General features: G+C 47.3%; 24 protein-coding genes. All 24 read left to right on the top strand.

The window, feature by feature from the left end:
• Positions 1 to 425: 425 nt before the first annotated feature.
• The 24 genes from SFC66_RS02325 (at position 426) to spoIIID (ending at position 22,261) form a co-directional block, all read left to right on the top strand.
• Positions 426 to 779 carry an ATP synthase subunit I gene (locus SFC66_RS02325; RefSeq protein ID WP_411217090.1) on the top strand — a complete coding sequence of 118 codons (354 nt, stop codon included), beginning with the start codon at positions 426 to 428 and terminating at the stop codon, positions 777 to 779.
• Positions 780 to 799: 20 nt separating this feature from the next.
• Positions 800 to 1,531, top strand: a complete 732-nt coding sequence (gene atpB / locus SFC66_RS02320) for a F0F1 ATP synthase subunit A (RefSeq protein WP_411217089.1) — start codon at positions 800 to 802, stop codon at positions 1,529 to 1,531.
• Positions 1,532 to 1,569: 38 nt separating this feature from the next.
• Positions 1,570 to 1,776, top strand: coding sequence for a F0F1 ATP synthase subunit C (atpE, locus tag SFC66_RS02315; RefSeq protein ID WP_038564072.1), 207 nt, complete (start codon positions 1,570 to 1,572; stop codon positions 1,774 to 1,776).
• A gap of 127 nt (positions 1,777 to 1,903) precedes the next feature.
• Positions 1,904 to 2,422, top strand: coding sequence for a F0F1 ATP synthase subunit B (gene atpF / locus SFC66_RS02310; protein ID WP_411217088.1), 519 nt, complete (start codon positions 1,904 to 1,906; stop codon positions 2,420 to 2,422).
• A gap of 3 nt (positions 2,423 to 2,425) precedes the next feature.
• The gene (locus tag SFC66_RS02305; protein ID WP_411217087.1) at positions 2,426 to 2,971 is read left to right on the top strand and encodes a F0F1 ATP synthase subunit delta; all 546 of its coding nucleotides are present in this window, start codon (positions 2,426 to 2,428) and stop codon (positions 2,969 to 2,971) included.
• A gap of 18 nt (positions 2,972 to 2,989) precedes the next feature.
• Complete coding sequence (gene atpA, locus SFC66_RS02300) at positions 2,990 to 4,495, top strand: F0F1 ATP synthase subunit alpha (protein WP_411217086.1); 1,506 nt, start codon at positions 2,990 to 2,992, stop codon at positions 4,493 to 4,495.
• A 59-nt stretch (positions 4,496 to 4,554) separates the two neighbouring features.
• Positions 4,555 to 5,421, top strand: a complete 867-nt coding sequence (atpG, locus tag SFC66_RS02295; RefSeq protein ID WP_411217085.1) for an ATP synthase F1 subunit gamma — start codon at positions 4,555 to 4,557, stop codon at positions 5,419 to 5,421.
• A 23-nt stretch (positions 5,422 to 5,444) separates the two neighbouring features.
• Positions 5,445 to 6,839 (top strand): F0F1 ATP synthase subunit beta, encoded by a 1,395-nt coding sequence (gene atpD / locus SFC66_RS02290; protein ID WP_411217084.1) that lies wholly within the window; start codon positions 5,445 to 5,447, stop codon positions 6,837 to 6,839.
• 38 nt (positions 6,840 to 6,877) lie between these two features.
• The gene (locus tag SFC66_RS02285) at positions 6,878 to 7,282 is read left to right on the top strand and encodes a F0F1 ATP synthase subunit epsilon (RefSeq protein WP_411217083.1); all 405 of its coding nucleotides are present in this window, start codon (positions 6,878 to 6,880) and stop codon (positions 7,280 to 7,282) included.
• A gap of 192 nt (positions 7,283 to 7,474) precedes the next feature.
• Positions 7,475 to 7,708, top strand: a complete 234-nt coding sequence (locus tag SFC66_RS02280; protein WP_411217082.1) for a DUF1146 family protein — start codon at positions 7,475 to 7,477, stop codon at positions 7,706 to 7,708.
• 78 nt (positions 7,709 to 7,786) lie between these two features.
• On the top strand, positions 7,787 to 8,494 hold the full coding sequence (locus SFC66_RS02275) for a YwmB family TATA-box binding protein (protein ID WP_411217081.1): 708 nt from the start codon (positions 7,787 to 7,789) through the stop codon (positions 8,492 to 8,494).
• 33 nt (positions 8,495 to 8,527) lie between these two features.
• Positions 8,528 to 9,832 (top strand): UDP-N-acetylglucosamine 1-carboxyvinyltransferase, encoded by a 1,305-nt coding sequence (gene murA / locus SFC66_RS02270; protein WP_411217080.1) that lies wholly within the window; start codon positions 8,528 to 8,530, stop codon positions 9,830 to 9,832.
• Positions 9,833 to 9,995: 163 nt separating this feature from the next.
• Positions 9,996 to 10,820 carry a M55 family metallopeptidase gene (locus tag SFC66_RS02265; RefSeq protein ID WP_411217079.1) on the top strand — a complete coding sequence of 275 codons (825 nt, stop codon included), beginning with the start codon at positions 9,996 to 9,998 and terminating at the stop codon, positions 10,818 to 10,820.
• A gap of 12 nt (positions 10,821 to 10,832) precedes the next feature.
• The gene (locus tag SFC66_RS02260; RefSeq protein ID WP_411217078.1) at positions 10,833 to 11,768 is read left to right on the top strand and encodes an ABC transporter permease; all 936 of its coding nucleotides are present in this window, start codon (positions 10,833 to 10,835) and stop codon (positions 11,766 to 11,768) included.
• A gap of 1 nt (position 11,769) precedes the next feature.
• Positions 11,770 to 12,723: an ABC transporter permease gene (locus SFC66_RS02255; RefSeq protein ID WP_411217077.1), complete on the top strand. Its 954-nt coding sequence runs from the start codon at positions 11,770 to 11,772 to the stop codon at positions 12,721 to 12,723.
• 4 nt (positions 12,724 to 12,727) lie between these two features.
• Positions 12,728 to 13,717 carry an ABC transporter ATP-binding protein gene (locus SFC66_RS02250; RefSeq protein ID WP_411217076.1) on the top strand — a complete coding sequence of 330 codons (990 nt, stop codon included), beginning with the start codon at positions 12,728 to 12,730 and terminating at the stop codon, positions 13,715 to 13,717.
• 24 nt (positions 13,718 to 13,741) lie between these two features.
• The gene (locus tag SFC66_RS02245; protein ID WP_411217075.1) at positions 13,742 to 15,367 is read left to right on the top strand and encodes a peptide ABC transporter substrate-binding protein; all 1,626 of its coding nucleotides are present in this window, start codon (positions 13,742 to 13,744) and stop codon (positions 15,365 to 15,367) included.
• A 61-nt stretch (positions 15,368 to 15,428) separates the two neighbouring features.
• Entirely contained in the window at positions 15,429 to 16,367 is a 939-nt protein-coding gene (locus SFC66_RS02240) for a S66 peptidase family protein (protein WP_411217734.1), read from the top strand.
• Positions 16,364 to 17,461, top strand: a complete 1,098-nt coding sequence (locus SFC66_RS02235) for a mandelate racemase/muconate lactonizing enzyme family protein (RefSeq protein WP_411217074.1) — start codon at positions 16,364 to 16,366, stop codon at positions 17,459 to 17,461. Before SFC66_RS02240 ends, SFC66_RS02235 begins: the two co-directional genes overlap by 4 nt.
• Positions 17,458 to 18,345 (top strand): C40 family peptidase, encoded by an 888-nt coding sequence (locus tag SFC66_RS02230; protein ID WP_411217073.1) that lies wholly within the window; start codon positions 17,458 to 17,460, stop codon positions 18,343 to 18,345. The genes SFC66_RS02235 and SFC66_RS02230 overlap by 4 nt, the downstream gene beginning before the upstream one ends.
• A 101-nt stretch (positions 18,346 to 18,446) precedes the next feature.
• On the top strand, positions 18,447 to 19,490 hold the full coding sequence (spoIID, locus tag SFC66_RS02225) for a stage II sporulation protein D (RefSeq protein WP_411217072.1): 1,044 nt from the start codon (positions 18,447 to 18,449) through the stop codon (positions 19,488 to 19,490).
• A gap of 75 nt (positions 19,491 to 19,565) precedes the next feature.
• Positions 19,566 to 20,483, top strand: coding sequence for a stage II sporulation protein SpoIIQ (spoIIQ, locus tag SFC66_RS02220; RefSeq protein WP_411217071.1), 918 nt, complete (start codon positions 19,566 to 19,568; stop codon positions 20,481 to 20,483).
• 228 nt (positions 20,484 to 20,711) lie between these two features.
• Entirely contained in the window at positions 20,712 to 21,779 is a 1,068-nt protein-coding gene (locus SFC66_RS02215; protein WP_411217070.1) for an AimR family lysis-lysogeny pheromone receptor, read from the top strand.
• 212 nt (positions 21,780 to 21,991) lie between these two features.
• A complete protein-coding gene (gene spoIIID / locus SFC66_RS02210) occupies positions 21,992 to 22,261 on the top strand; it encodes a sporulation transcriptional regulator SpoIIID (RefSeq protein ID WP_038564118.1) in 270 nt (89 codons plus the stop codon).
• Positions 22,262 to 22,427: the final 166 nt, after the last annotated feature.

The following is a 22,427-nucleotide window of genomic DNA, read 5'->3' as shown; positions in this document are numbered from 1 at the left end:
TTGTCAAATATGAAGCGTTAATTATCCTATATAATAATGAGTGGAGGCCTGTGCGTGCAATATGGACAGACCTTCACTCATTGGATTTGGTGGAAGCGCATCCAATACTAATGTGAAAGGTAATTATTAACTTTGTAATTTATTTCACAATCTTGTATTGACACTGTTAATAGGCCTATTGTATTCTATACATTGCGTGCAGTGGGTATTGGACTGGCAGGCAGGGGACGTGGTTTGCGCGCAGCGTGTCGGCCACCAGCTTCCGAGCAGCTGTCGCAAGCGTATAACAACGCTGAAAGAACTATAAGTACTTTTGTTGGTTGTTGGTCAAGAGAATTACTGCACCGCTTCCCATACATAAGTATCTGTCATTTTAAGTACGTCTTTCACGCATGGGAGTAAAGAAGATGCAGCAAGCCAATAAGATGAACGACGCACGACAAAGAAAGTGGATGTTCTGTCTCTTGGCGATATTCGTCCTTGGAGCAGCATTCACACCTTATCAACGCATTTTCCTCGGCCTACTTCTAGGAACCGCATTTAGTCTATTCATGCTATGGTCGCTGCAGTCAAAGATTACGAGATTCGTAAACGCAGCTGCAAAGAACCAGAGGATTTCCGGAATCGGCACATTTTCACGATTGCTAGCAGCGATACTTGCTGTTGTGATCGCACTTCGTTTTGAAGAGTATTTCCATCTTATTGGAGTAGCTGTAGGTATAGCTACTTGCTACATCGTTATCTTAATAGATTCTCTAGTTTTCAGGCTTAAAGACTAGCAGCGAAAGAGGTGAATTAATTGAATCACGAATCACCAATGTGGAATGATGCCTTTGGTATCGAATGGCTTGATTTCAACCTTTCCACATCCCTGATGACCATCATTTCCTCGATCATAGTCTTTATCATTTGTGTTATGGGAAGTCGTCGTCTGCAGCAGAGACCTGGGAAATTCCAAAATCTACTGGAGATGATCGTCGATTTTGTCAAAGGCGTAGTCGGCGGGTCCATGGATTGGAAAACCGGCAAGCATTTCTTGCCGCTTGGATTGACTCTGTTCATGTACATCCTCGTGAGTAACATGCTTGGAGTCATCGTCATGGGTGTTTCCAGCGATCATACATTATGGTGGAAATCACCAACTTCCGATGCTGTCACAACATTGACACTATCATTCATGGTCGTTTTACTTGCACACTTCGCAGGTATACGGATGCATGGCATGAAGCATTATCTAAAAGGATATGTAACACCAATCCCATTCATGCTTCCTTTGAATCTCATCGAGGAAGTGGCAAACGTATTGACACTAGGTCTTCGTTTGTTCGGTAATATCTTTGCAGGTGAGATTCTTCTATCCCTGATAGGTGAGTCTCTTGCATTCACTGCACCGCCGTATACAACCATCCTTGCCGTAATACCTATGGTGGCATGGCAGGCGTTCAGTTTGTTCATCGGTGCAATCCAGGCATATATCTTCATCGTACTTACGATGGTGTATCTGTCTCACAAGGTCTCGAAAGACCACTAAACAAAATTTGTAAGTAAAAACAAGGAGGAAATTATATTATGGGTTCATTAGCAGCAGCTATTGCAGTAGGTTTGGCAGCACTTGGTGCAAGTATTGGTAACGGTCTAATCATCAGTCGTACAGTTGAAGGTGCAGCAAGACAGCCTGAGCTTGTTGGAACACTTAGAAACTTGATGCTACTTGGGGTTGCATTGGTAGAGGTAATTCCAATTCTAGCAGTAGTTATCGCGTTTATCGTAATGTAATAACTCACCTTATAATTTGAATGAATGGCGAAATTCTATCTGTTGAATATTCGCCATTCTTTTTGTAAGTCATGAACAAGTAAGAACCCGGATTACATATGTAACTGTGGTTAGAAGCTTGAAAGGAGTGGAACTGTTGCAAACACTTATCATCGGTGCTTCCATTGGCGGCGCACCTATAGGCAGTATGCTGGTACAGATCATCAGCTTCATAATCTTACTGGCGCTTTTAGGTAAATTTGCTTGGAAACCTTTATTGAAAGTCATGCAAGATCGCCAAGAGTTTATTTCAAGTGAAATAGACGCGGCGGAGCAAAGCCGTAAAGATGCAGAGGCAGCAGCAAAAACTGCCGCTGAAGAATTGAAGAAAACACGTGCTGAAGCACATGCGATCATAGAAGAAGCAAGAAAAGCAGGACAGCAGCAAGAAGAGAATATCATTGCCGCAGCAAAACGTGAGGCAGTACGTCTCAAAGACGCAGCGGTTGAAGATATCGCCAACGAGAAGGAAAAAGCAATGCAGGCATTGCAGGCACAAGTTGCATCCCTTTCCGTACAGATTGCAAGCAAGATCATCGAGAAGGAAATTTCCTCCGAAGATCAGGATAAGCTAATCAGTGACTATGTGAAAGAATTGGAGCGATAAGCCATGCGTGATGTGACCATTGTAAAACGATACGCAGAAGCGCTTTTCGAAGTGGCAGAGAACCGCGATATCGTCGAAACCGTGCGAGCGGAATTGCACACAGCGAAGCAAGTGGCACAAAACGATGCTGCTTTCCTCCGTTACTTGTCCGAACCCAAGGTCAGCTTGGATAAAAAGAAAGCATTGATTGAAACTAGTTTTGCAGCAGCAAGTATCGAAACCCGCAACACGCTGAAATTGCTCTTGGATGCCGGTCGTATCGGCAGCATCCCGCAAATGGCGGATGTTTTCCAAGCATTGCATGACGAAAAGCAAGGTACTGTGCAAGCAACCGTTTATTCTGTCCGTGAGCTATCCGTTGCAGAGCGCCAGACGGTGGCTGATACTTTTTCAAAGAAACTTGGCATACAAGCTGTTTCCATCGATAACAAGGTCGATCCGACACTATTGGGCGGGTTGAAAGTAAGAATCGGCAATACAGTTTACGACAGCTCGATCAAAAATCAGCTGACTCGTATCGAACGCAATTTAGTAAATGTGAGCAAATAAGGATAGAGGTGAGACCGCATGAGCATGAAAGCTGAAGAAATCAGTGCGTTGATCAAACAGCAGATCGAAAATTATGATGCTGAAATGGAAGTAAGTGACGTTGGTACTGTTATTCAAGTTGGTGACGGTATCGCACGTGTCCATGGCCTGGATAATGTAATGTCCGGAGAACTTATCGAGTTCGCAAACGGTGTCATGGGACTTGCACAGAACTTGGAAGAATCAAATGTCGGTGTCGTTATTCTTGGAGAATACAAAGGCATCCGTGAAGGTGACGAGGTTCGCCGTACAGGACGCATCATGCAGGTTCCTGTAGGACAAGAACTTGTTGGCCGCGTAGTGAACCCGCTAGGTCAGCCAATCGATGGTAAAGGACCGATCGAAGCGACGAAAACTCGTCCGATCGAAGCTCCGGCACCAGGTGTCATGGATCGTAAATCCGTTGACGAGCCGCTTCAGACTGGTATCAAAGCGATCGATGCACTCGTACCGATCGGCCGCGGTCAGCGTGAGTTGATCATCGGTGACCGTCAGACTGGTAAAACATCCGTTGCAATCGATGCAATCCTCAACCAGCACGACCAGGATATGATCTGTATCTATGTTGCAATCGGACAAAAAGAATCCACTATCCGCGGTACAGTAGAAACGCTTCGTAAACACGGCGCGCTTGATTATACAATCGTAGTGGCAGCAGGTGCATCCGATCCTGCACCATTGCTTTACCTATCACCGTATGCAGGTGTGGCTATGGGTGAAGAATTCATGTACAACGGCAAGCATGTCTTGATCGTATACGATGATCTTTCCAAACAAGCAGCAGCATACCGTGAACTTTCCTTGCTTCTTAAACGACCGCCGGGCCGTGAAGCATTCCCAGGAGATGTATTCTACTTGCACTCCCGTCTATTGGAACGTGCAGCGAAGCTTAGTGACGAGAAGGGCGGCGGTTCCATCACTGCATTGCCATTCGTTGAAACACAAGCTGGCGATATTTCTGCATATATCCCGACAAACGTCATTTCCATCACAGACGGACAGATCTTCTTGCAGTCTGATTTGTTCTTCTCCGGTGTACGTCCTGCGATCAACCCAGGTCTTTCCGTATCCCGTGTAGGTGGATCTGCGCAAATCAAAGCGATGAAGAAGGTTGCCGGAACATTGCGTCTTGATTTAGCTGCATTCCGTGAGCTTGAATCATTCGCACAGTTCGGTTCTGACTTGGATGCATCCACACAAGCTCGCTTGAACCGTGGTGCACGTACAGTGGAAGTACTGAAGCAAGGTTTGCATCAGCCGCTTTCCGTTGAAAAACAAGTAACAATCATCTATGCGCTTGTAAATGGCTACTTGGATGATATCCCGGTTGAACAAATCGTTCGTTTCGAGAATGAATTCCACACTTGGTTCGCAGCGAATCAAGCGGACTTGCTGAAAGGCATCCGTGAGACTGGCAAACCGGCTGATTCCGATCAGCTTAACAACGCGATCGAAGCATTCAAGAAGACATTCGTCGTAAACTAACATTTCATAAATTACGGAATGCTGCACGTATTCCTTAGCGAAGGGAGGCTGCATGCGCCTTGGCATCCTTAAGAGATATCCAGAGTAAAATCAACTCTACCAAAAAGACGAAACAAATTACGAAAGCGATGCAGATGGTTTCAGCGTCCAAATTGAGCCGCGCGGAACAGAATGCAATAGCTTTCGTACCATATAGCGAAAAAATGCAGGAGGTTGTGTCACAAATCGCCGCTTCAGACGACGCGACACATCCAATGCTGCAAACACGCGCAGTCAAAAAGACAGGTTACTTCGTCATCACGGCTGACCGTGGTCTTGCTGGCGGGTACAATAACAACGTCATTCGTGAAGTGTATCGTACCATCCAGCGTCAGCATGCTTCTGCAGATGAATATACGGTGATTGCTGCCGGACGTTTCGGCCGCGACTTCTTCAAGAAGAACGACATGCCGATCGCCAAGGAAATCATCGGTCTGCCTGATCAGCCGGACTTTGCTGATATCAAGCAGATTGCATCGGAAGCTGTGGAAATGTTCCTGGAAGGCGAGATTGATGAATTGGTGATGTTTTACAACCATTACAACAACGCCATCTCCCAGGAAGTCACTTCCCAGAAACTGCTTCCGTTAACAGACCTTTCTGCCGATACAGGACGTTCCGTACAGAGCATGTACGAATTCGAACCGAACGCAGAAGAAATATTGAAAATATTGCTGCCTCAATATGCCGAGAGCTTGATCTACGGCGCGCTGCTAGATGCGAAAGCAAGTGAGCACGCTGCCCGTATGACAGCGATGAGAAATGCGACAGATAACGCCAACGAGCGGATCGATGATCTGACGCTTACTTATAACCGTGCACGTCAAGCAGCCATTACACAAGAAATCAGTGAGATTGTCAGCGGAGCGGCTGCGCAGCAATCCTAAGAATACAGATAGGAGGGGTCCAGATGAGCAATGGTATCATTACGCAGGTAATGGGTCCGGTTGTGGATGTACGTTTCCCGAACGGCCACCTGCCTGCCATCTATAACGCACTAGTTGTCCAAGTGAACGAAACTACTTCTTTGACTTTGGAAGTGGCACTTCACCTTGGTGATGACAGTGTACGTACAATCGCGATGTCTTCCACAGAAGGCGTACAGCGCGGAAAAGAGGTAGTGGATACAGGAGCAGCGATCAGCGTACCTGTAGGAGAAGCTACACTAGGACGTATTTTCAACGTATTAGGTGAGACGATCGATTTGGACGAGCCTATCCAAGGCGAAGTCAAAAAAGACCCGATCCACCGTGAAGCACCAGACTTCGATAACTTGGCAACAGAGACGGAGATCCTTGAAACAGGTATCAAAGTTGTCGACTTGCTTGCACCATATATCAAAGGTGGTAAAATCGGTCTCTTCGGAGGAGCGGGTGTAGGTAAAACCGTTCTTATCCAGGAACTGATCAACAACATCGCACAAGGACACGGTGGTATTTCCGTATTCGCAGGTGTTGGTGAGCGTACACGTGAAGGTAACGACTTGTACTTCGAAATGAAGGACTCCGGCGTTATCGCGAAGACTGCCATGGTCTTCGGTCAGATGAACGAACCGCCTGGTGCACGTATGCGTGTTGCCTTGACTGGTTTGACAATGGCAGAGCACTTCCGTGACCAAGAAGGTCAGGATGTTCTACTATTCATCGATAACATCTTCCGTTTCACACAAGCAGGTTCTGAGGTGTCCGCATTGCTTGGCCGTATGCCATCAGCAGTAGGTTACCAGCCGACGCTTGCAACGGAAATGGGTCAGCTTCAAGAGCGTATCACATCTACAAATAAAGGTTCCGTAACTTCCATCCAAGCAGTATACGTACCAGCCGATGATTACACAGATCCGGCTCCGGCTACGACTTTCGCTCACTTGGATGCTACAACGAACCTTGACCGTAAACTATCCGAACAAGGTATCTATCCTGCCGTAGATCCACTTGCCTCTACTTCCAGAGCATTGGATGCAAACATTGTCGGAGAAGAGCATTATAATGTAGCACGTCAAGTGCAGCAAACATTGCAGCGTTACCGTGAATTGCAGGATATCATTGCGATCCTTGGTATGGATGAGCTAAGTGAAGAGGACAAACTTGTCGTTGCACGTGCACGTCGCGTTCAGTTCTTCCTTTCTCAGAACTTCCACGTTGCCGAGCAGTTCACAGGCCAAAAAGGTTCTTATGTACCTGTAAAAGAAACAGTTGCAGGCTTCAAAGGAATCTTGGAAGGTAAATACGATAACATTCCGGAAGATGCTTTCCGCCTTGTTGGACGTATTGAAGAAGTGCTTGAAAAAGCTGGCGTTAACCAATAAGCAGCAATCATGCAATAGTAGGATAGGAGGGGCTCCTTATGAGTACCGTAACAACAAGTATTGTTACTCCTGATGGTCCTGTTCTCGAAGAAGACTATGAAATGGTCAGCTGTACAGCGGAAGATGGTGAACTCGGTATCCTGCCAGGTCACATTCCGTTGGTAGCGCCATTGAGAGTCAGCTCGGTCCGTCTACAAATCCAGGGTCGCACGGATTGGGTTTCCGTAAGCGGCGGATTCCTTGAAGTCCGTCCTGACAGAATCACGATTCTTGCTCAGTCTGCTGAAAAAGCAACTGACATCGATTTGGACCGTGCAGAACAGGCGAAGCAACGCGCTGAGAAACGTCTGCAGGAAAAGCAGGATAACTTAGACAAAATCCGCGCAGAACAGGCGCTTAAGCGGGCGATCAATCGACTTGATGTCGCATCACACGGCCGTTGATATCAAAAACAGCATTCCATTGGGGAATGCTGTTTTTTTATTTGATTTCCTGGGAAATATAGATGGCGTATCATAGCAAATGTCGTTATAATTTGAAAGAAAAGTGTTTAATAGTACGGAATATAGGATAACAGAGTACTATGTGGCTGAACCGCTCGCATACACCTGCTTATTCTCATAAGGAGTGTTTGAATGTTTACTGTGTTAGGGCAGGATGCGCTGCTGGGGATGGCATCCCACATCGCTTTCATGGGTATTACTTGGCGTATTTTGATGGGGGTCAACGTAGATGCCTTGATAAAGAAAGGAAAGGTATTTGAAGCAAGGATGCTGGTCATCTTGCTGACCATCGTCATCGGGACGACTGTCAGCAATGCCTTTTTACAGTTGGTCAGCTGGACGAATCAGCTTCGGTATCTGTTCTAGTAATCTAGCAAAAATGTATAAGCATCACCTTCCCTGTTCATACTGCTTGTAAAAAGTACGGACAGGGGAGCGAAAAAAATGAAACATTATCTTGTTTTAATCGTAGTAATCATTATGCTGATCGGTAATGGATTGGAGTCACAAGGGGCAGGAAAAGCTGATGTAACGGACGATTTGGATCGCATGTACACGGTGCTGGATAACGAAGGGACAGAGATGCTTTCTTATGAAATAACCATACGTGAGTCTATTTCCCGGGATGATGCAAAAGATTATTTGGCGAAATTGCATGAAGCAGGTTCCATAATGGAACAAAAAACGGACAAAGCCGCTAAATTTTTGGTACATACCCCCCATAAACACCAGAGCATTGACGAACGTATATTGATGGTAGTACCTACAGATAAGGAATACCAGGCTGAAATCATCTATACCATTTCCGGCTCGGATTGGACGGATAACGTACACACATATGTCCAAGACTTAACAAATACTGCCGAAATGCGTTTTTTCACTGATTCTGCAACAAAATTCGCTTGTCTCAAAGCAGGTTTCGGTGATAAAATAAGCGGTGGTATTTTGTTTCAGAATGTCATGGAAAAATTAGATGTTCAACCACTAACGAATATGCAAGATAACGTTTACACTACGACAACAGGATATACAACACAATTGAAAGCCAGCCGTTCCTTAGCAGACAACATGAACATACAGCTTGCGCTGCATGACGGGAATGGGCAATCAACCGTAACTGTAGGAACGCCTATCATAACGACTGAATATTAATATAGTGAAATTGGACGCGGAGGAGAATGAAACTTGGAAAAAATCATCGTCCGTGGTGGAAGGCAGCTTAAGGGATCTGTCAAGGTCGAAGGTGCGAAAAATGCCGTACTGCCTGTCATCGCAGCAAGTATAGTTGCTAGTAGAGGAAAAAGTGTTATTCATAATGTCCCGGCTTTAGCCGATGTTTTTACGATTAATGAAGTGTTGCGCAGTATGGGTGCAGAGGTAGCGTTCGATAATGGCGCGATCACTGTGGATGCTGCGAAAGAAATGACGACAGAAGCACCTTTCGAATACGTTCGCAAGATGCGTGCATCTGTTTTGGTGTTGGGTCCATTATTGGCTCGTTTCGGTCATGCGAAAGTTGCATTGCCTGGCGGCTGTGCAATCGGATCCCGCCCGATCGATCAGCACCTGAAAGGGTTCGAAGCGATGGGGGCAAATGTGCAAGTCGGTAACGGCTATGTAGAATTACGCTCAGAAGGACGCCTGCAAGGCGCTAAAATATATCTCGATGTACCAAGTGTCGGTGCAACAGAAAATATCATCACAGCTGCAGCATTGGCTGAAGGAACGACTATCTTGGAGAACTGTGCAAAGGAACCTGAGATTGTCGATCTGGCAAACTACCTGAACCAAATGGGAGCTAAAATCGTAGGTGCTGGTACGGAGACTATCCGTATCGAAGGTGTCGAAGAACTAGTTGGTGCTGAGCATACGATGATTGCTGACCGTATCGAAGCGGGTACTTTCATGGTTGCAGCTGCCATCACAAAAGGTGATGTCCTTATCGAAGGCATCGAGATGGAGCATGTGAGTGCTGTTGCAGCGAAGATGGAAGAAATGGGTGTAACGATCAAGGAAGAAGCCAATGGCATTCGTGTCATCGGTCCTGACAAATTGACAGCGACAGACGTGAAAACTTTGCCGCACCCAGGATTCCCGACTGATATGCAGTCACAGATGATGGCATTGATGCTATGTGCAAAAGGCACAAGTATCATCACGGAAACAGTATTCGAAAACCGCTTCATGCACGTGGAAGAATTCCGCCGTATGAACGCGAAGATCAAAATCGAAGGCCGCAGTGTCATCATGGAAGGTCCGACAGATATGCAAGGCGCTGAAGTAGCAGCAACTGATTTGCGCGCTGGAGCAGCACTTATCTTGGCAGGACTGATTGCTGATGGATACACTCGTGTAACAGAGCTTAAGCATCTGGATCGCGGTTATGTGAATTTCCATGGGAAACTTGCAGCACTTGGAGCGGATATCGAACGTGTGAATGATGACGTGTTCGAAGAAGCTGCAGCTGCAGTGGAAGAAACAACACATTAATGAGAAGATGGATAAGTCCCTTTTACAAAGGGGCTTATTTTTTTGGGCTTTGTAAGAAAACCTTCCCAACAAAATGGGAATTATTCTTCCTAACATAAAAGCACTATGTTATAATTATTTAGAAAATTCAATAAACAGGGAGTTACCGGAAGAGAGGAGTAGCATGAAAATTTACCTATCGGTGGATATGGAAGGGATTGTTGGTTTACCGGACCATACATATGTGGATAGCTCGAAACATAATTATGAACGGGCAAGACGAATCATGACCACAGAAACGAACAATATCATTGAAGCAGCCAGGAATGCCGGAGCCGAATACGTCCTTGTCAATGACAGCCATTCTAAGATGAATAACCTATTGGTGGAAGAATTACATGAAGAGGCTTATTTGATATCCGGGGAAGTGAAACCGCTTTCAATGGTGCAGAGCTTGGATGGGAGTTTTTCGGGAGCGATTTTTTCTGGCTATCATGCACGAGCAGGCCAGTTCGGAGTCATGTCACACAGTATGATTCACGGTGTCCGCAACTTTTTCCTGAATGATGAACCGATCGGGGAACTCGGTTTCAATGCTTATATTGCTGGTCATTATGGTGTGCCGGTTCTGCTGGTAGCAGGGGATGATCAGGCGTGTCTGGAAGCGGAACAGCTGATGCCGCATGTTGTGACAGCTCCAGTCAAACAATCGTTATCACGCTCTGCCATATTGACACCATCCCCGAAAAAAGCAGGACAGCTTCTTCAGGAGAAAGTAAAAGAAGCGATGAACAATATAGCTGCAGCAAAACCGCTCGTCCCGCCAAAGGAAATTCTCCTGCGAATCGAATTTACGAACTATGGACAAGCGGAGTGGGCGCAGCTCATGCCAGGTACGCATCTGGAATATGGTACAACAATTGTTGCTTTTCCTGCCAAGGACATCATCGAAGCGTATCGTGCCATGCTCGTCATGACGGAGCTGGCCATGCATACAACCTTCAGTTAGGAGCGAAAGCTTATGGCATTATATCTGATTCGACGTTTTTTCATCATGATTGCGACGATTCTTGTCATCGCAACGCTGACCTTCATCCTCATGCACAGTATCCCAGGCAATCCTTTTACAACACAAGACCGGAGTACAAGTGAAGCTGTCCAGGAAAACTTGAATGCGCATTATCATCTGGATGAACCGATGATCGTCCAATATGGCATCTGGCTCAAATCATTGGCAACTTTCGATTTCGGTCCGTCGATCAAGCAGCCAACCGAAACTGTGAACGATTTGCTTGGCCGCGGTTTTCCAATATCGGCAGAGCTTGGCATGTGGACCATCACCATCGCACTTCTTTCTGGAATCACATTAGGCGTATTGGCGGCATTGAAACATAACGGCCTTATCGATTATATCGCCATGACATTGGCTGTATTAGGCATATCGGTCCCGAACTTCATTCTGGCTACCTTGCTGATTCAGCAGCTTGCTGTCAATCTGCAGCTGCTGCCGGCAGCGACTTGGTCGTCTCCGATGCATATGATCATGCCGATCATTGCACTGGCGACCGGACCCACAGCCATCATTGCCCGGCTGACGCGATCGAGCATGCTGGAAGTACTGACGCAGGATTATATCAAGACCGCACGTGCCAAAGGCTTGTCCCCGACAAAGATCGTCATCAAGCATGCTTTACGAAATGCGCTGATGCCGGTAGTGACCATTCTAGGAACACTGGTGGCTTCCATTTTGACTGGAACCTTCGTCATCGAAAGGATTTTTGCCATCCCGGGCATGGGAAAATACTTTGTCGAAAGCATCAATAATCGGGATTATCCGGTCATCATGGGCACGACTGTTTTCTACAGTGCTTTTCTCATTTTCATGCTCTTCCTGGTAGACGTGGTATACAGCATCCTTGATCCCAGAATCAAGCTGCATAAGAAAGGAGGCAGCTGATATGGAGCATCCGAACAGACCAATCGATGCAACGGTGCAGCACATACCGGATGAGTGGTTCCAACCGATCGAGAAGGATTTGAAAAAGGCGGAAGAAGTGGCGCGGCCGAGTTTGTCTTTTTACAAAGATGCCTGGCTGCGTCTGAAGCAGAATCGATTGGCGATCACTGGTCTTTTCTTTTTGATCGTCTTGATTCTGGCAGCGGTGTTTGCGCCGATATTCTCACCTTACAGCATCTCGGAAGGGGCATTGCGGAATCAAAACCTTGCGCCATCGGCAGCACACTGGTTCGGAACGGATAATCTCGGACGTGATGTGTTCACCCGCCTTTGGCACGGAGCGCGTGTTTCGCTGTTTGTCGGAATAGCAGCTGCGCTGATCGATTTCTTCATCGGCATCATTTATGGAGGGATCGCCGGCTATAAAGGCGGCCGTACCGACAGTGTCATGATGCGTATCATCGAGATACTTTACGGCCTCCCGCACTTGCTTGTCGTCATTTTGCTGCTTGTTGTCATGGGACCGAGTTTATTTACGATCATTGTGGCGCTGACCATCACCGGCTGGATCGGAATGGCCAGGATCGTCCGCGGACAGGTGATGCAGCTGCGAAATCATGAATATGTACTTGCATCCAAAACATTGGGAGCAAGCACCGGACGAATCATCCGCAAGAATCTGCTGCCGAATACGATGGGTCCGATCATCGTACAGATCACACTGACTGTCCCATCGGCAATCTTCGCTGAAGCATTCCTCAGCTTTTTAGGGCTTGGTATCCAAGCGCCGAATGCCAGCTGGGGATCAATGGCCAATGATGGTTTGTCTGCCATCCTTTCCGGCGATTGGTGGCTGCTGTTTTTCCCGGCATTGTTCATCAGTTTGACGATGTTCGCTTTCAATGTGCTGGGTGATGGCCTGCGGGATGCATTTGATCCGAAGCTGAGGAGGTGACGATATGGAAAAAATACTTGAAATACAAGACTTGCATGTCCATTTCTCGACATATGGCGGAACCGTTCAGGCTGTCAGAGGTGTGAATCTGTATTTGAACAAAGGAGAGACGCTGGCGATCGTCGGAGAGTCCGGCAGCGGAAAAAGCGTGACGAGCAACAGTATCATGCAGCTCATCCCGTCTCCAGCAGGCAAGATTGTGCAAGGCAAGATACAGTTCAGAGGCAAAGACTTGGTGAAAATATCAAAAAAAGAAATGCGATCCATACGCGGTGTCGATATTTCGATGATCTTCCAAGATCCGATGACAGCACTCAATCCAACGTTGACTGTTGGTGATCAACTGACAGAAGGGCTGAAACAGCACACATCCGTCAGTACAAGTGAAGCGAAGGTAAAGGCGCTCGAAATGCTCCGCCTGGTCGGCATCCCGAATCCTGAAAGCCGGCTTAAGCAGTATCCGCATCAGTTCAGTGGCGGGATGCGGCAGCGGATTGTCATTGCGATGGCATTGATTTGTGAACCAGATTTGCTCATTGCCGATGAACCGACGACAGCACTGGATGTGACCATCCAGGCGCAAATCATGGAACTGTTCAAAGAAATTCAGGAACAAACTGGTGTATCCATCATCCTTGTCACACATGATCTTGGTGTCGTAGCCCGCGTAGCCGATCGAGTTGCTGTCATGTATGGCGGGAAAATCGTCGAGACCGGAAGCAAAGAAGAAATTTTTTATCATCCGCAGCATCCCTATACACTCGGTTTGCTGCAGTCGGTGCCGCGGCTGGATATGAAAGAGGATATCCTGCAGCCGATCGATGGAACACCGCCGGATTTGTTCGCTCCGCCGCAAGGCTGTCCGTTCACGGCGCGCTGTGCCCGAGCGATGCAGGTATGTGCGAATGTGCATCCTTCTGCCAGTCACTTATCTGCAACACATCAAGTGGAATGCTGGCTGCAAGATGCTCGAGCTAAAAAACAGCCAGTCTGATCCAAATCCAAAGGGGGAAAAGAGATGAAAAGAAACTGGAAGTTATCTTTTGTAGCATGTCTTGCCGCATTGGTACTATTGCTGTCTGCGTGTACAGCGAATAACAGCGCTGGGGGAAGCGGTGATGGGGAAGGCGGAGAGGACAAAAAGATCCTGCGCCTGAATAACGGTCAGGAGCCGACATCACTTGATCCTCCTGAAGGCTTTGACAGTGTTTCGTGGGTGATGGTGAATAACTTGATGGAGGGGCTGACGCGTCTGGATGAAAATCATCAGCCGCAAGCTGCCATCGCGGAGAATTGGGATGTAAGTGAGGATGGTAAGGAATATACTTTCCATCTTCGTGACGATGCGAAGTGGTCAAACGGTGATGACGTAACTGCCAACGATTTCGTTTACGCATGGAAGCATATGCTTGATCCGGAACAGGCCTATCAGCCGGCATTCCTGGCATATGTGATCGAAGGAGCCGAAGCGTATAACAGCGGCGAAGGCAGTGCGGATGATGTTGCCATCGAGGCAGTCGATGACAAAACATTCAAAGTCACTCTTGCTGCACCGACTGGTTACTTCCTGAATTTATTGACGAACCCGGCTTTCTTCCCGGTCAATGAAAAAGTAGCCGAAGAAAATCCGGAATGGTTTTCAGAAGCAGACACATATGTGAGCAATGGGCCATTCCAAATCGATAGCTGGTCGCATGATAAAGAACTGATCATGGTCAAAAATCCAGAATACTGGGATGCAGACACGGTAAAGCTTGATCAAGTGAACTGGGCAATGGTGGCAGACCGGAATACGGAATACCAAATGTATCAAAGCGGTGATTTGGATAGATCATCCCTTCCAGCTGATAATGCGAAAGAATTGATGGAAAGCGATGAACTTGTCACCGAAGTGCAAGCAGGCGATCAATTCCTGCGCTTCAATGTTCAAAAAGAGCCATTCACGAATGAAAAAGTCCGTAAAGCATTTGCCCTGGCGATGAACCGTGATGATATGGTTGAATTTGTGCGCGGAATCGGTGAAAAGCCAGCCCGCGGCTTTGTGCCATATGGTTTTGAAACACCGGATGGCGGCGATTTCCGTGAAGAAAACGGCGACTTGGTGCAAGATGACCCAGCCGAAGCGAAGAAATTGCTGGAAGAAGCTATGGCAGAGGAAGGCTGGGATGAACTGCCTGCTGTGACGCTCACATATGGAACCAATACCGAAAACGAACGTCTGGCCGAAGGTGTGCAGAGCATGCTGTCGGATAACCTGGGCGTGGATGTCGAACTGCAGACAGTCGAATCCAGTGTCTTCAGTGAAGAGCAGACCAAGCTTGTGTACCAATTGTTCCGCGGGTCTTTCCTTGCCGACTACGGTGATCCAGTCAACTTCCTGGAAAGCTTCACATCGGATTCTTCTTCCAACCGTACCGGCTGGTCCAATGAAGCATACGATAAACTGATTGCCGATTCCAAAACAGAAACCGATGAGTCAAAACGTTTTGAATTGCTGATGGAAGCTGAGAAAATCCTGATGGATGAGATGCCGATTGTGCCGCTTCACTTCTACCAGCATGTGTATTTGCAAAAGCCGAATGTGAAAAATGTCATCATGCATCCAGTAGGCTATTTGGAGCTGAAATGGGCTGATATCGAATAAGGCAGCGATAGAGAAGCGGTGAAAACTGCTTCTCTTCTGTCTGCCAAGACATAAATATAGGATAAAGGGGGAGATAGGCATGAAACCATCAGCATGGAAAAAAGGAGACACAATCGGGATTGTTGCGCCTGCATCACCGATAGAGAGCGAGGAGCTTGCGCGAGGAATCAAGCTGGTTGAATCGCTTGGACTGAAGGTGAAGCTGGGCAAGCATGTATACGATAAATATGGATACCTAGCAGGGATCGACGCCGACCGGGCAGCCGACTGCAACAGCATGTTCGCCGATGACAGCATCAAAGGAATCATCTGCGCCCGCGGAGGTTTTGGATCGTGGCGGCTGATCGATATGATCGATTTTGAGCTGATCAAGCAGAATCCGAAGATTCTTCTTGGTTACAGTGATATCACCTACTTACATACAGCAATACGTCAGCGGACCGGGCTTGTCACGTTTCATGGGCCGATGGTTGCCTCGGATATGGCAGAATCCGATTTTGCCAAGCTGAGCTATGATTGGCTGCAGCAATTATTCACACCGACAGAAGTGGTGTATACAGCGGATATTTCACCGCTCGAAGCCATCGTGCACGGCAAAGCATCGGGGCAGCTCGTTGGCGGAAATCTATCACTTTTGGTAAGTACGCTCGGAACGCCGGATGAAATCGATACAAAAGGTAAGCTGCTGTTATTGGAAGATATCGATGAGCCTACTTATAAAATCGACAGCATGCTCAATCAACTGAAGCAAGCAGGGAAGCTGGCACAAGCCAATGGGATCCTCATCGGTGATTTCAGCAACAGCAAATCAAAGGAGCAAGACAAGCAATTATCTTTTGATCAAGTGCTCGTCGATTATTTGACAGACCTTGGCAAACCGATTCTGAAAGGTTTCCGCATTGGCCATTGCAACCCGAATATTACCGTACCGCTCGGGGCTGATGCCATTATGGACACAGAATCGAAGACATTGCGTGTGGAGGCGGGGGTGACGACATGAAGATTGCCAGGCTGGAAGTGTTCCAAACAGCCATCCCGTTAAAGAAGCCTTTCAAAACGGCACTTCGTACAGTGACGATTGCGGAATCCATCATTGTAAAAGTGACGACGGATGACGGTTTGATCGGCTGGGGTGAGGCACCGCCGACACATGTCATAACCGGTGACAGCCTTGCAAGTGTGCGTTACGCAGTCGAGAATGTCATCAAGCCGGCCATCATCGGCACGTCATTGCTGGAACGCGATGTGCTGCTTGAAAAGCTGCAGCGATGCCTGATCGGGAATACCAGCGCCAAAGCAGCCGTGGATATGGCGCTGCATGATTGTATGGCACAGTATGCAGGGATGCCGCTTTACCAGTTCCTTGGCGGAGCAAGGGATACACTGGAAACGGACTTCACCGTGAGCGTCAATCCGCCTCAAGAGATGGCAGCAGATGCAGCGGCTTATGTCAGGGATGGTTTTAAGACCTTGAAAGTAAAAGTTGGCAAAGACGATATCGAAACGGATATCAAACGTCTGCAAGCAGTTCGGGATGCGGTTGGCAGCGACATCACGCTCCGGCTCGATGCGAACCAAGGCTGGGACGCCAAAACGGCTGTCCGCGCAATCGGCAGGATGGAAGATGCGGGGCTTACCATCGAACTGGTGGAACAGCCTGTATCCGCGTCTGATTTGAGCGGGATGCAGTATGTGACAGCTCATGTGCAAACTCCGATCATGGCAGACGAAAGCTTGTTTTCCCCGCAGGATGCGCTAAAACTACTGGAGATGCGTGCAGCGGATTTGCTGAATATCAAATTGATGAAAGCAGGCGGCATCCAACCTGCATTGGATATTGCTCGAATTGCGCGCGCATACGGTGTCGCGTGCATGGTTGGCTGCATGATCGAGTCCCGTATCGGCATCAGCGCAGCCGCACATCTGGCTGCCAGTCAGCAGCATATTACCCGGGTGGACTTTGATGCCCCGCTCATGCTGCGGGAAGATATCGTAACAGGCGGCGTCCGCTATGAAGGAAGCCGCATGATGCTCAATGCTTCTCCAGGACTTGGCATCCTGGCTGTGGATGTTCATGGAGAAAAAGTGATATGAAAGAACATGCAATTGCCGTTTCAGTCGCTAATCTATGGACCGATCCAGATGCAGCCAGACCAGTGGATAGTCCAATAACGACAAAACCTGCCGATCCATCACGTTGGGTGCAGAAGCTTTCGCACACTGCTAAATTGGAACTGCATGAAAATAATCTGCTGCAATCCCAAGTGCTGTTCGGTACGACCGTAAAGGAAGAAGATGAAAAGGATGGTTGGGTAAAAGTGGTCGTCCCTTCTCAGTCCACGCCTAAACATATCCATGGCTATCCAGGATGGATACTCGCCCATCAGCTTGCAGCTCCTCTGCCAAAATCAAAACAGATGGTGGAGGTTGCGGCGAAGCATGCGGTGCTGATATTGGAGGGAACGGCTGGATCCATGGAGCTCAGTTTTATGACAAGACTTCCATTCCTCGGGGAAGATGTAGCATTTTACACGGTGATGACACCGATCGGACGGGGCAGGATTTCAAAATCGGAAAGCCGCATCTTGACTGCTCGGAGTGCAAGTGGCGGGGAGCTGATTGCTGCTGCTGAAAGCTTCATCGGACTTGATTATCTTTGGGGCGGTATGAGCAGCTGGGGCTATGACTGTTCCGGCTTTGCTCATAATATGCATCTGGCAGGCGGCTATACCATTCCGCGCGATGCCAGTGCACAGGTGCTTTCGGGAAAGCCGGTAGCCTCGGCTAAGGCGGAACCTGGTGATTTACTTTTCTTTGCTCATGAACAAGGCAAGGGGCGTGTCCATCATGTCGGCTTTTATCATGGCGATGGAAAATTGCTTCATGCCCCGAAGACAGGAAGAAAAATCGAGATTCTGGATATGACAGATACTGTGTATGAAACAGAACTTTGTGCCGTCAGAAGATACTGGAGCTGATAGAGTGCCGCGGGCACTCTATTTTTTTAGCTGCAGAAGTTCTAGCAATCCATGGAAGTTACATAGAGTAAAGAGTAGACCAGCTGATAAGGAGGTCCTCTATGCAAAAGAATAAGAAGAAGCCAAGCGCAAAACGTCGCTTCAGATCCCACGCCGGTATCGGCTTGCTGATCGTCTGTTTATTTGCTGTCATTGTGGCACTCCCGACATTGATTGTAGTACCATTTATAGACCCAGGCGGAATGGAGAGGACGGCTACAGCAATGGAACAGGAAAAAGAAGTCAAAGAAACAGCAAGTGTGGCAGTGGAAGTGAGCCGTACAGCAAGCAATGCAGTGGAAACGGTGCCGCTTGAGACATACGTGACGCGAGTGGTTGCATCCGAAATGCCGGCCGATTTCGAGCTGGAAGCATTGAAGGCACAAGCCGTAGCCGCCCGGACATATGTGGTGCGGTATATGGAAGATCACCAAGCGGAGCAACCGGAAGCAATCGAAGTATCCGATTCGACCAGTGATCAAGTGTATAAGAATGAAGACGAACTGCGCCAGGCATGGGGCAAGGAGTATGAAGAAAAGATGGCGAAACTATCACAAGCTGTGCAAGAAACGAGCGGTGAAATCATCACATATGACGGCGAACCGATTACCCCCTCTTTTTTCTCGACGAGCAATGGATATACCGAGAATGCGGAAGATTATTGGGAAAACCCGCTGCCTTATTTAAAATCGGTGGAAAGTCCATGGGATAGACAATCGCCGAAATTCACAGACCAGAAAGTGATCCCGATCGCAGAAGCAGAAAAACTTCTTGGTGTGACTATCGATATTAGCAAAGCACCTGGTGGTATCAAGCGAAATGACAGCCAGCGTGTTGCGCAAGTGGAGATTGGCGGCAAGCAGTTCACTGGCAGGGAAATCCGGGAGAAGCTCGGACTCAAATCGACAGATTTCACGCTGTCACTGAAAGATGATCACTTGATTTTTAAGACGAAGGGATATGGTCATGGTGTCGGCATGAGTCAGTATGGTGCCAATGGCATGGCAGCGGAAGGCAAATCATACAGTGACATCCTGACATATTATTACGCAGATACGCAGATTGATAAATTGCCGGCAGAAGGCGCCAAACTGGTATCTAAATGAGGCTGGAAAATTTTTCTGAAAGAGATGTATAGGAATCTATCTTTGTGACCACAATGGTTGCAGAGGTGATGTTCTATGAAGGAAAAAAACAGCGTTTCAAAATCCAAATGGAAACGTCTTTTCCGTAAAAAATGGTTTTTCCCAGCATTGTATCTTGGTATTTCCGCTTTGCTTTTAACTGCGGTATTGTGGTATCAGAGCGGTACAAGCGAGCCTGAGCAGGCAGAAGAAGATAAAAGTATCTTTGATTCTTTCGATCTAGGCGGCGATGAAGAAGCTACTCCTGTAGCAGAGCAAGATGAAGTGGTGAAAGCTCCTGTGGCAGAAGATGCAGAAGCGACAGTCGTAACGAAGTTCTATGATCACAAAGCCGACAGCGAATCCCAAGAGAATGCACTCGTACTCTACGACAACAAATACTATCAAAGCACCGGAGTGGATTACGCTGCAGCGGATGGCGGTAGCTTCGATGTCCTGGCTGCTTTGAGCGGTACAGTGACGGAAGTCAAAGACGATGCATTGCACGGTAATGTTGTCCAGATGGAGCATAGCAACGGGGTTGCGACATATTATGCAAGCCTGGAAGATGTGAAAGTGGAAGTCGGTCAGGAAGTCAAGCAAGGGGATGTCCTGGCAACAGCGGGACAGAGCCTATTCGCGAAAGATAAAGAAACACATTTGCACTTCGAAGTGCGTAACGGTGATACTGCTGTAAACCCTGAAAGCTTCTTCAACCAGCCGGTGAGCAAGCTTCAGGAAGCAAAGGCGGAAGCTGTTCAAGAAGAAGCAGCGGATACAGCTGGCCAAAATGAGCAAAGCGAAACAGAAGCACCAGCACCAGCAGAAGATGACGCAGATGCAGGTACTGCACCAGCCGATGATGCAGGTGAAACGGAAGAAACACCAGAAAGATCCGATGAAGAAAAAGCTCCTGAACAAGATGAGCAGCCAGAGGACGATGCAACTTCTTCTTCCTCATCAGCTCAGACATGATTGGCAAAAACACTCCGATAATGGGGTGTTTTTTGTTTTTTTTTAGGCAGAAAGCAGTCCAACGATAGGAGCAGGAAACACAGTAATTTGTCGAACGAATCCATCCTGTAAACGCTTGTAATTATCTGAAAAGATGGAATAATGAAATGGTGCAAATCACAAAATGAAAGTCTGAGTCAAGTGATTCCAAGAAAGTAAGATTGGGAAATGTGAGAGGAGAAAGGGAAGTTGAATCAATCAAGTTTGCGTAAGGAAGCTACTGACTTGGGCAAGCTCCCGGCAGCAATGAGCCGGATGACAGATATTTGGTCATTCATTCAACTGGTGGAGACAAACCATGATGTAAAGCAAATTACCGATATGACGGCAAAATTCTGTCTGCAATCCGATTCTGCTGCTGTTAATTTCGCGGCAATGGATTTCCTTGGTATGAATTTCTTCGAGAAAGAACTGCAGCTGCTGGTCGATCGGAATAAGCGATCTGCCAATCGGCGAAACAGGACATATGCATGTCTATATGAATTGATCATTCAATACCAGGCGTACAAGCTCCCGGGAAATGAATTCGATCGACAGATCAACCGCTTGCAAGTGGATTTCCCAGAAGGAAAAGCCCTGGTGTTGATCGGCAGGATCTATCAGCATTTTCACAACCACGATTATCATATGATCGGCTATTACCTGGACGAACTGCAGGATACGATCATGCTTATCAAAGACTACTTCATGCGGGTGATGATGGGTGTCCGGGTGGACAAGCTGCTGTTTCTGTATCATTGGAAGCGGAACGAACTGATCATTGCCAGAAAGCATGGCAGGAGTATCCTTAATCATACATATCTTCCGGGCCAGCGTGCCATGCAGCATTATAAAATGGGATTGACTTATCTATTCGATGATAAGATTGCAAGCTTCTCCCATTTGGCCGAAGGCAGCAAAATGGCGAAGCGATATAATGCTGAATGCCTTGTACAAATGCTTGAGAAACAAGTCTTGCCGATCGTTGCTGCGTATTTCGGTATTCCGCATGCGTACTTGACGGATGATCCGTTGGCACTTGCGTATATCGAATATCAGCTTGGCGAAGTCGGTCGCGCAAGAAAGCGATATCCAATTTGGAAAGCTGAAAAACAGACTGCATTCTATAAATTTTTCTACGGGTTGATTCATCACAAAAAGGACCACTTAGTAGCATCCTATCACCAGTTCATCCACAGACATAAAGACTTCTATTTTTCACGGTTTCCGATGTATGCCATCCAAGAAATGGATAACAGCAGACCCTCCTTCGACTAGCGGGGTCTTTTTTTATGGAATAAAACAAAGTGGCAGCCCATAAGATGTTACAAACCAATGCAACTGTTTGAAGGGAACGAGTGTGAAGCTCTATAGCCGCAGATGCCCAAACAGCTATGACTTGCAATCGAAAAATACATATTTGAATACGTCATCGCTTCTCATCTTGTCTCATGAACATCAAGAACCGTCAACTTAAGGAGGCATGGGCTGTGCATGATTATATCAAGGAGCGCACGGTGCGCATAGGTAAGCACATTGTGGAAACGAAGAAAACAGTTCGCGTGATTGCAAAGGAATTCGGTGTATCCAAGAGTACCGTGCATAAAGATCTGACCGAAAGACTGCCGGAGATCAATCCGGATTTGGCTAATGAAGTGAAGGAAATCCTCGATTACCACAAGGCGATACGCCATCTCAGAGGCGGCGAAGCGACCAAATTGAAGTATAAACTGGAAACGAATACAGACGCCCCTGCCTGAACCACAACTTTCATCCTGTAAAGATGTGTCCAATCTCTTTCCAATATTCCTACTTTTATCCTTATTTTCTTTCATAAATTGCTACTATTCCACATGTTTTATGCTAAACTATAAAATAAGTAGCATTATGTTCTCGAACGGATGCGACAAAAAGTTTCTATCTTTA

This window comes from Terribacillus saccharophilus (assembly GCF_046592895.1).
Classification (GTDB): Bacteria; Bacillota; Bacilli; order Bacillales; family Amphibacillaceae; genus Terribacillus; species Terribacillus saccharophilus_D.
This window is presented reverse-complemented; position numbering and strand designations above follow the sequence as displayed.

What these genes read in the sequence shown, in the direction of transcription:
- SFC66_RS02325 (WP_411217090.1), top strand. Translation starts at nt 426, where the DNA reads ATGAACGACGCACGACAAAGAAAGTGGATGTTCTGTCTCTTGGCGATA.
- atpE (WP_038564072.1), top strand. Translation starts at nt 1,570, where the DNA reads ATGGGTTCATTAGCAGCAGCTATTGCAGTAGGTTTGGCAGCACTTGGT.
- SFC66_RS02305 (WP_411217087.1), top strand. Translation starts at nt 2,426, where the DNA reads ATGCGTGATGTGACCATTGTAAAACGATACGCAGAAGCGCTTTTCGAA.
- atpA (WP_411217086.1), top strand. Translation starts at nt 2,990, where the DNA reads ATGAGCATGAAAGCTGAAGAAATCAGTGCGTTGATCAAACAGCAGATC.
- atpD (WP_411217084.1), top strand. Translation starts at nt 5,445, where the DNA reads ATGAGCAATGGTATCATTACGCAGGTAATGGGTCCGGTTGTGGATGTA.
- SFC66_RS02285 (WP_411217083.1), top strand. Translation starts at nt 6,878, where the DNA reads ATGAGTACCGTAACAACAAGTATTGTTACTCCTGATGGTCCTGTTCTC.
- SFC66_RS02280 (WP_411217082.1), top strand. Translation starts at nt 7,475, where the DNA reads ATGTTTACTGTGTTAGGGCAGGATGCGCTGCTGGGGATGGCATCCCAC.
- SFC66_RS02275 (WP_411217081.1), top strand. Translation starts at nt 7,787, where the DNA reads ATGAAACATTATCTTGTTTTAATCGTAGTAATCATTATGCTGATCGGT.
- SFC66_RS02265 (WP_411217079.1), top strand. Translation starts at nt 9,996, where the DNA reads ATGAAAATTTACCTATCGGTGGATATGGAAGGGATTGTTGGTTTACCG.
- SFC66_RS02260 (WP_411217078.1), top strand. Translation starts at nt 10,833, where the DNA reads ATGGCATTATATCTGATTCGACGTTTTTTCATCATGATTGCGACGATT.
- SFC66_RS02255 (WP_411217077.1), top strand. Translation starts at nt 11,770, where the DNA reads ATGGAGCATCCGAACAGACCAATCGATGCAACGGTGCAGCACATACCG.
- SFC66_RS02250 (WP_411217076.1), top strand. Translation starts at nt 12,728, where the DNA reads ATGGAAAAAATACTTGAAATACAAGACTTGCATGTCCATTTCTCGACA.
- SFC66_RS02245 (WP_411217075.1), top strand. Translation starts at nt 13,742, where the DNA reads ATGAAAAGAAACTGGAAGTTATCTTTTGTAGCATGTCTTGCCGCATTG.
- SFC66_RS02235 (WP_411217074.1), top strand. Translation starts at nt 16,364, where the DNA reads ATGAAGATTGCCAGGCTGGAAGTGTTCCAAACAGCCATCCCGTTAAAG.
- SFC66_RS02230 (WP_411217073.1), top strand. Translation starts at nt 17,458, where the DNA reads ATGAAAGAACATGCAATTGCCGTTTCAGTCGCTAATCTATGGACCGAT.
- spoIID (WP_411217072.1), top strand. Translation starts at nt 18,447, where the DNA reads ATGCAAAAGAATAAGAAGAAGCCAAGCGCAAAACGTCGCTTCAGATCC.
- spoIIQ (WP_411217071.1), top strand. Translation starts at nt 19,566, where the DNA reads ATGAAGGAAAAAAACAGCGTTTCAAAATCCAAATGGAAACGTCTTTTC.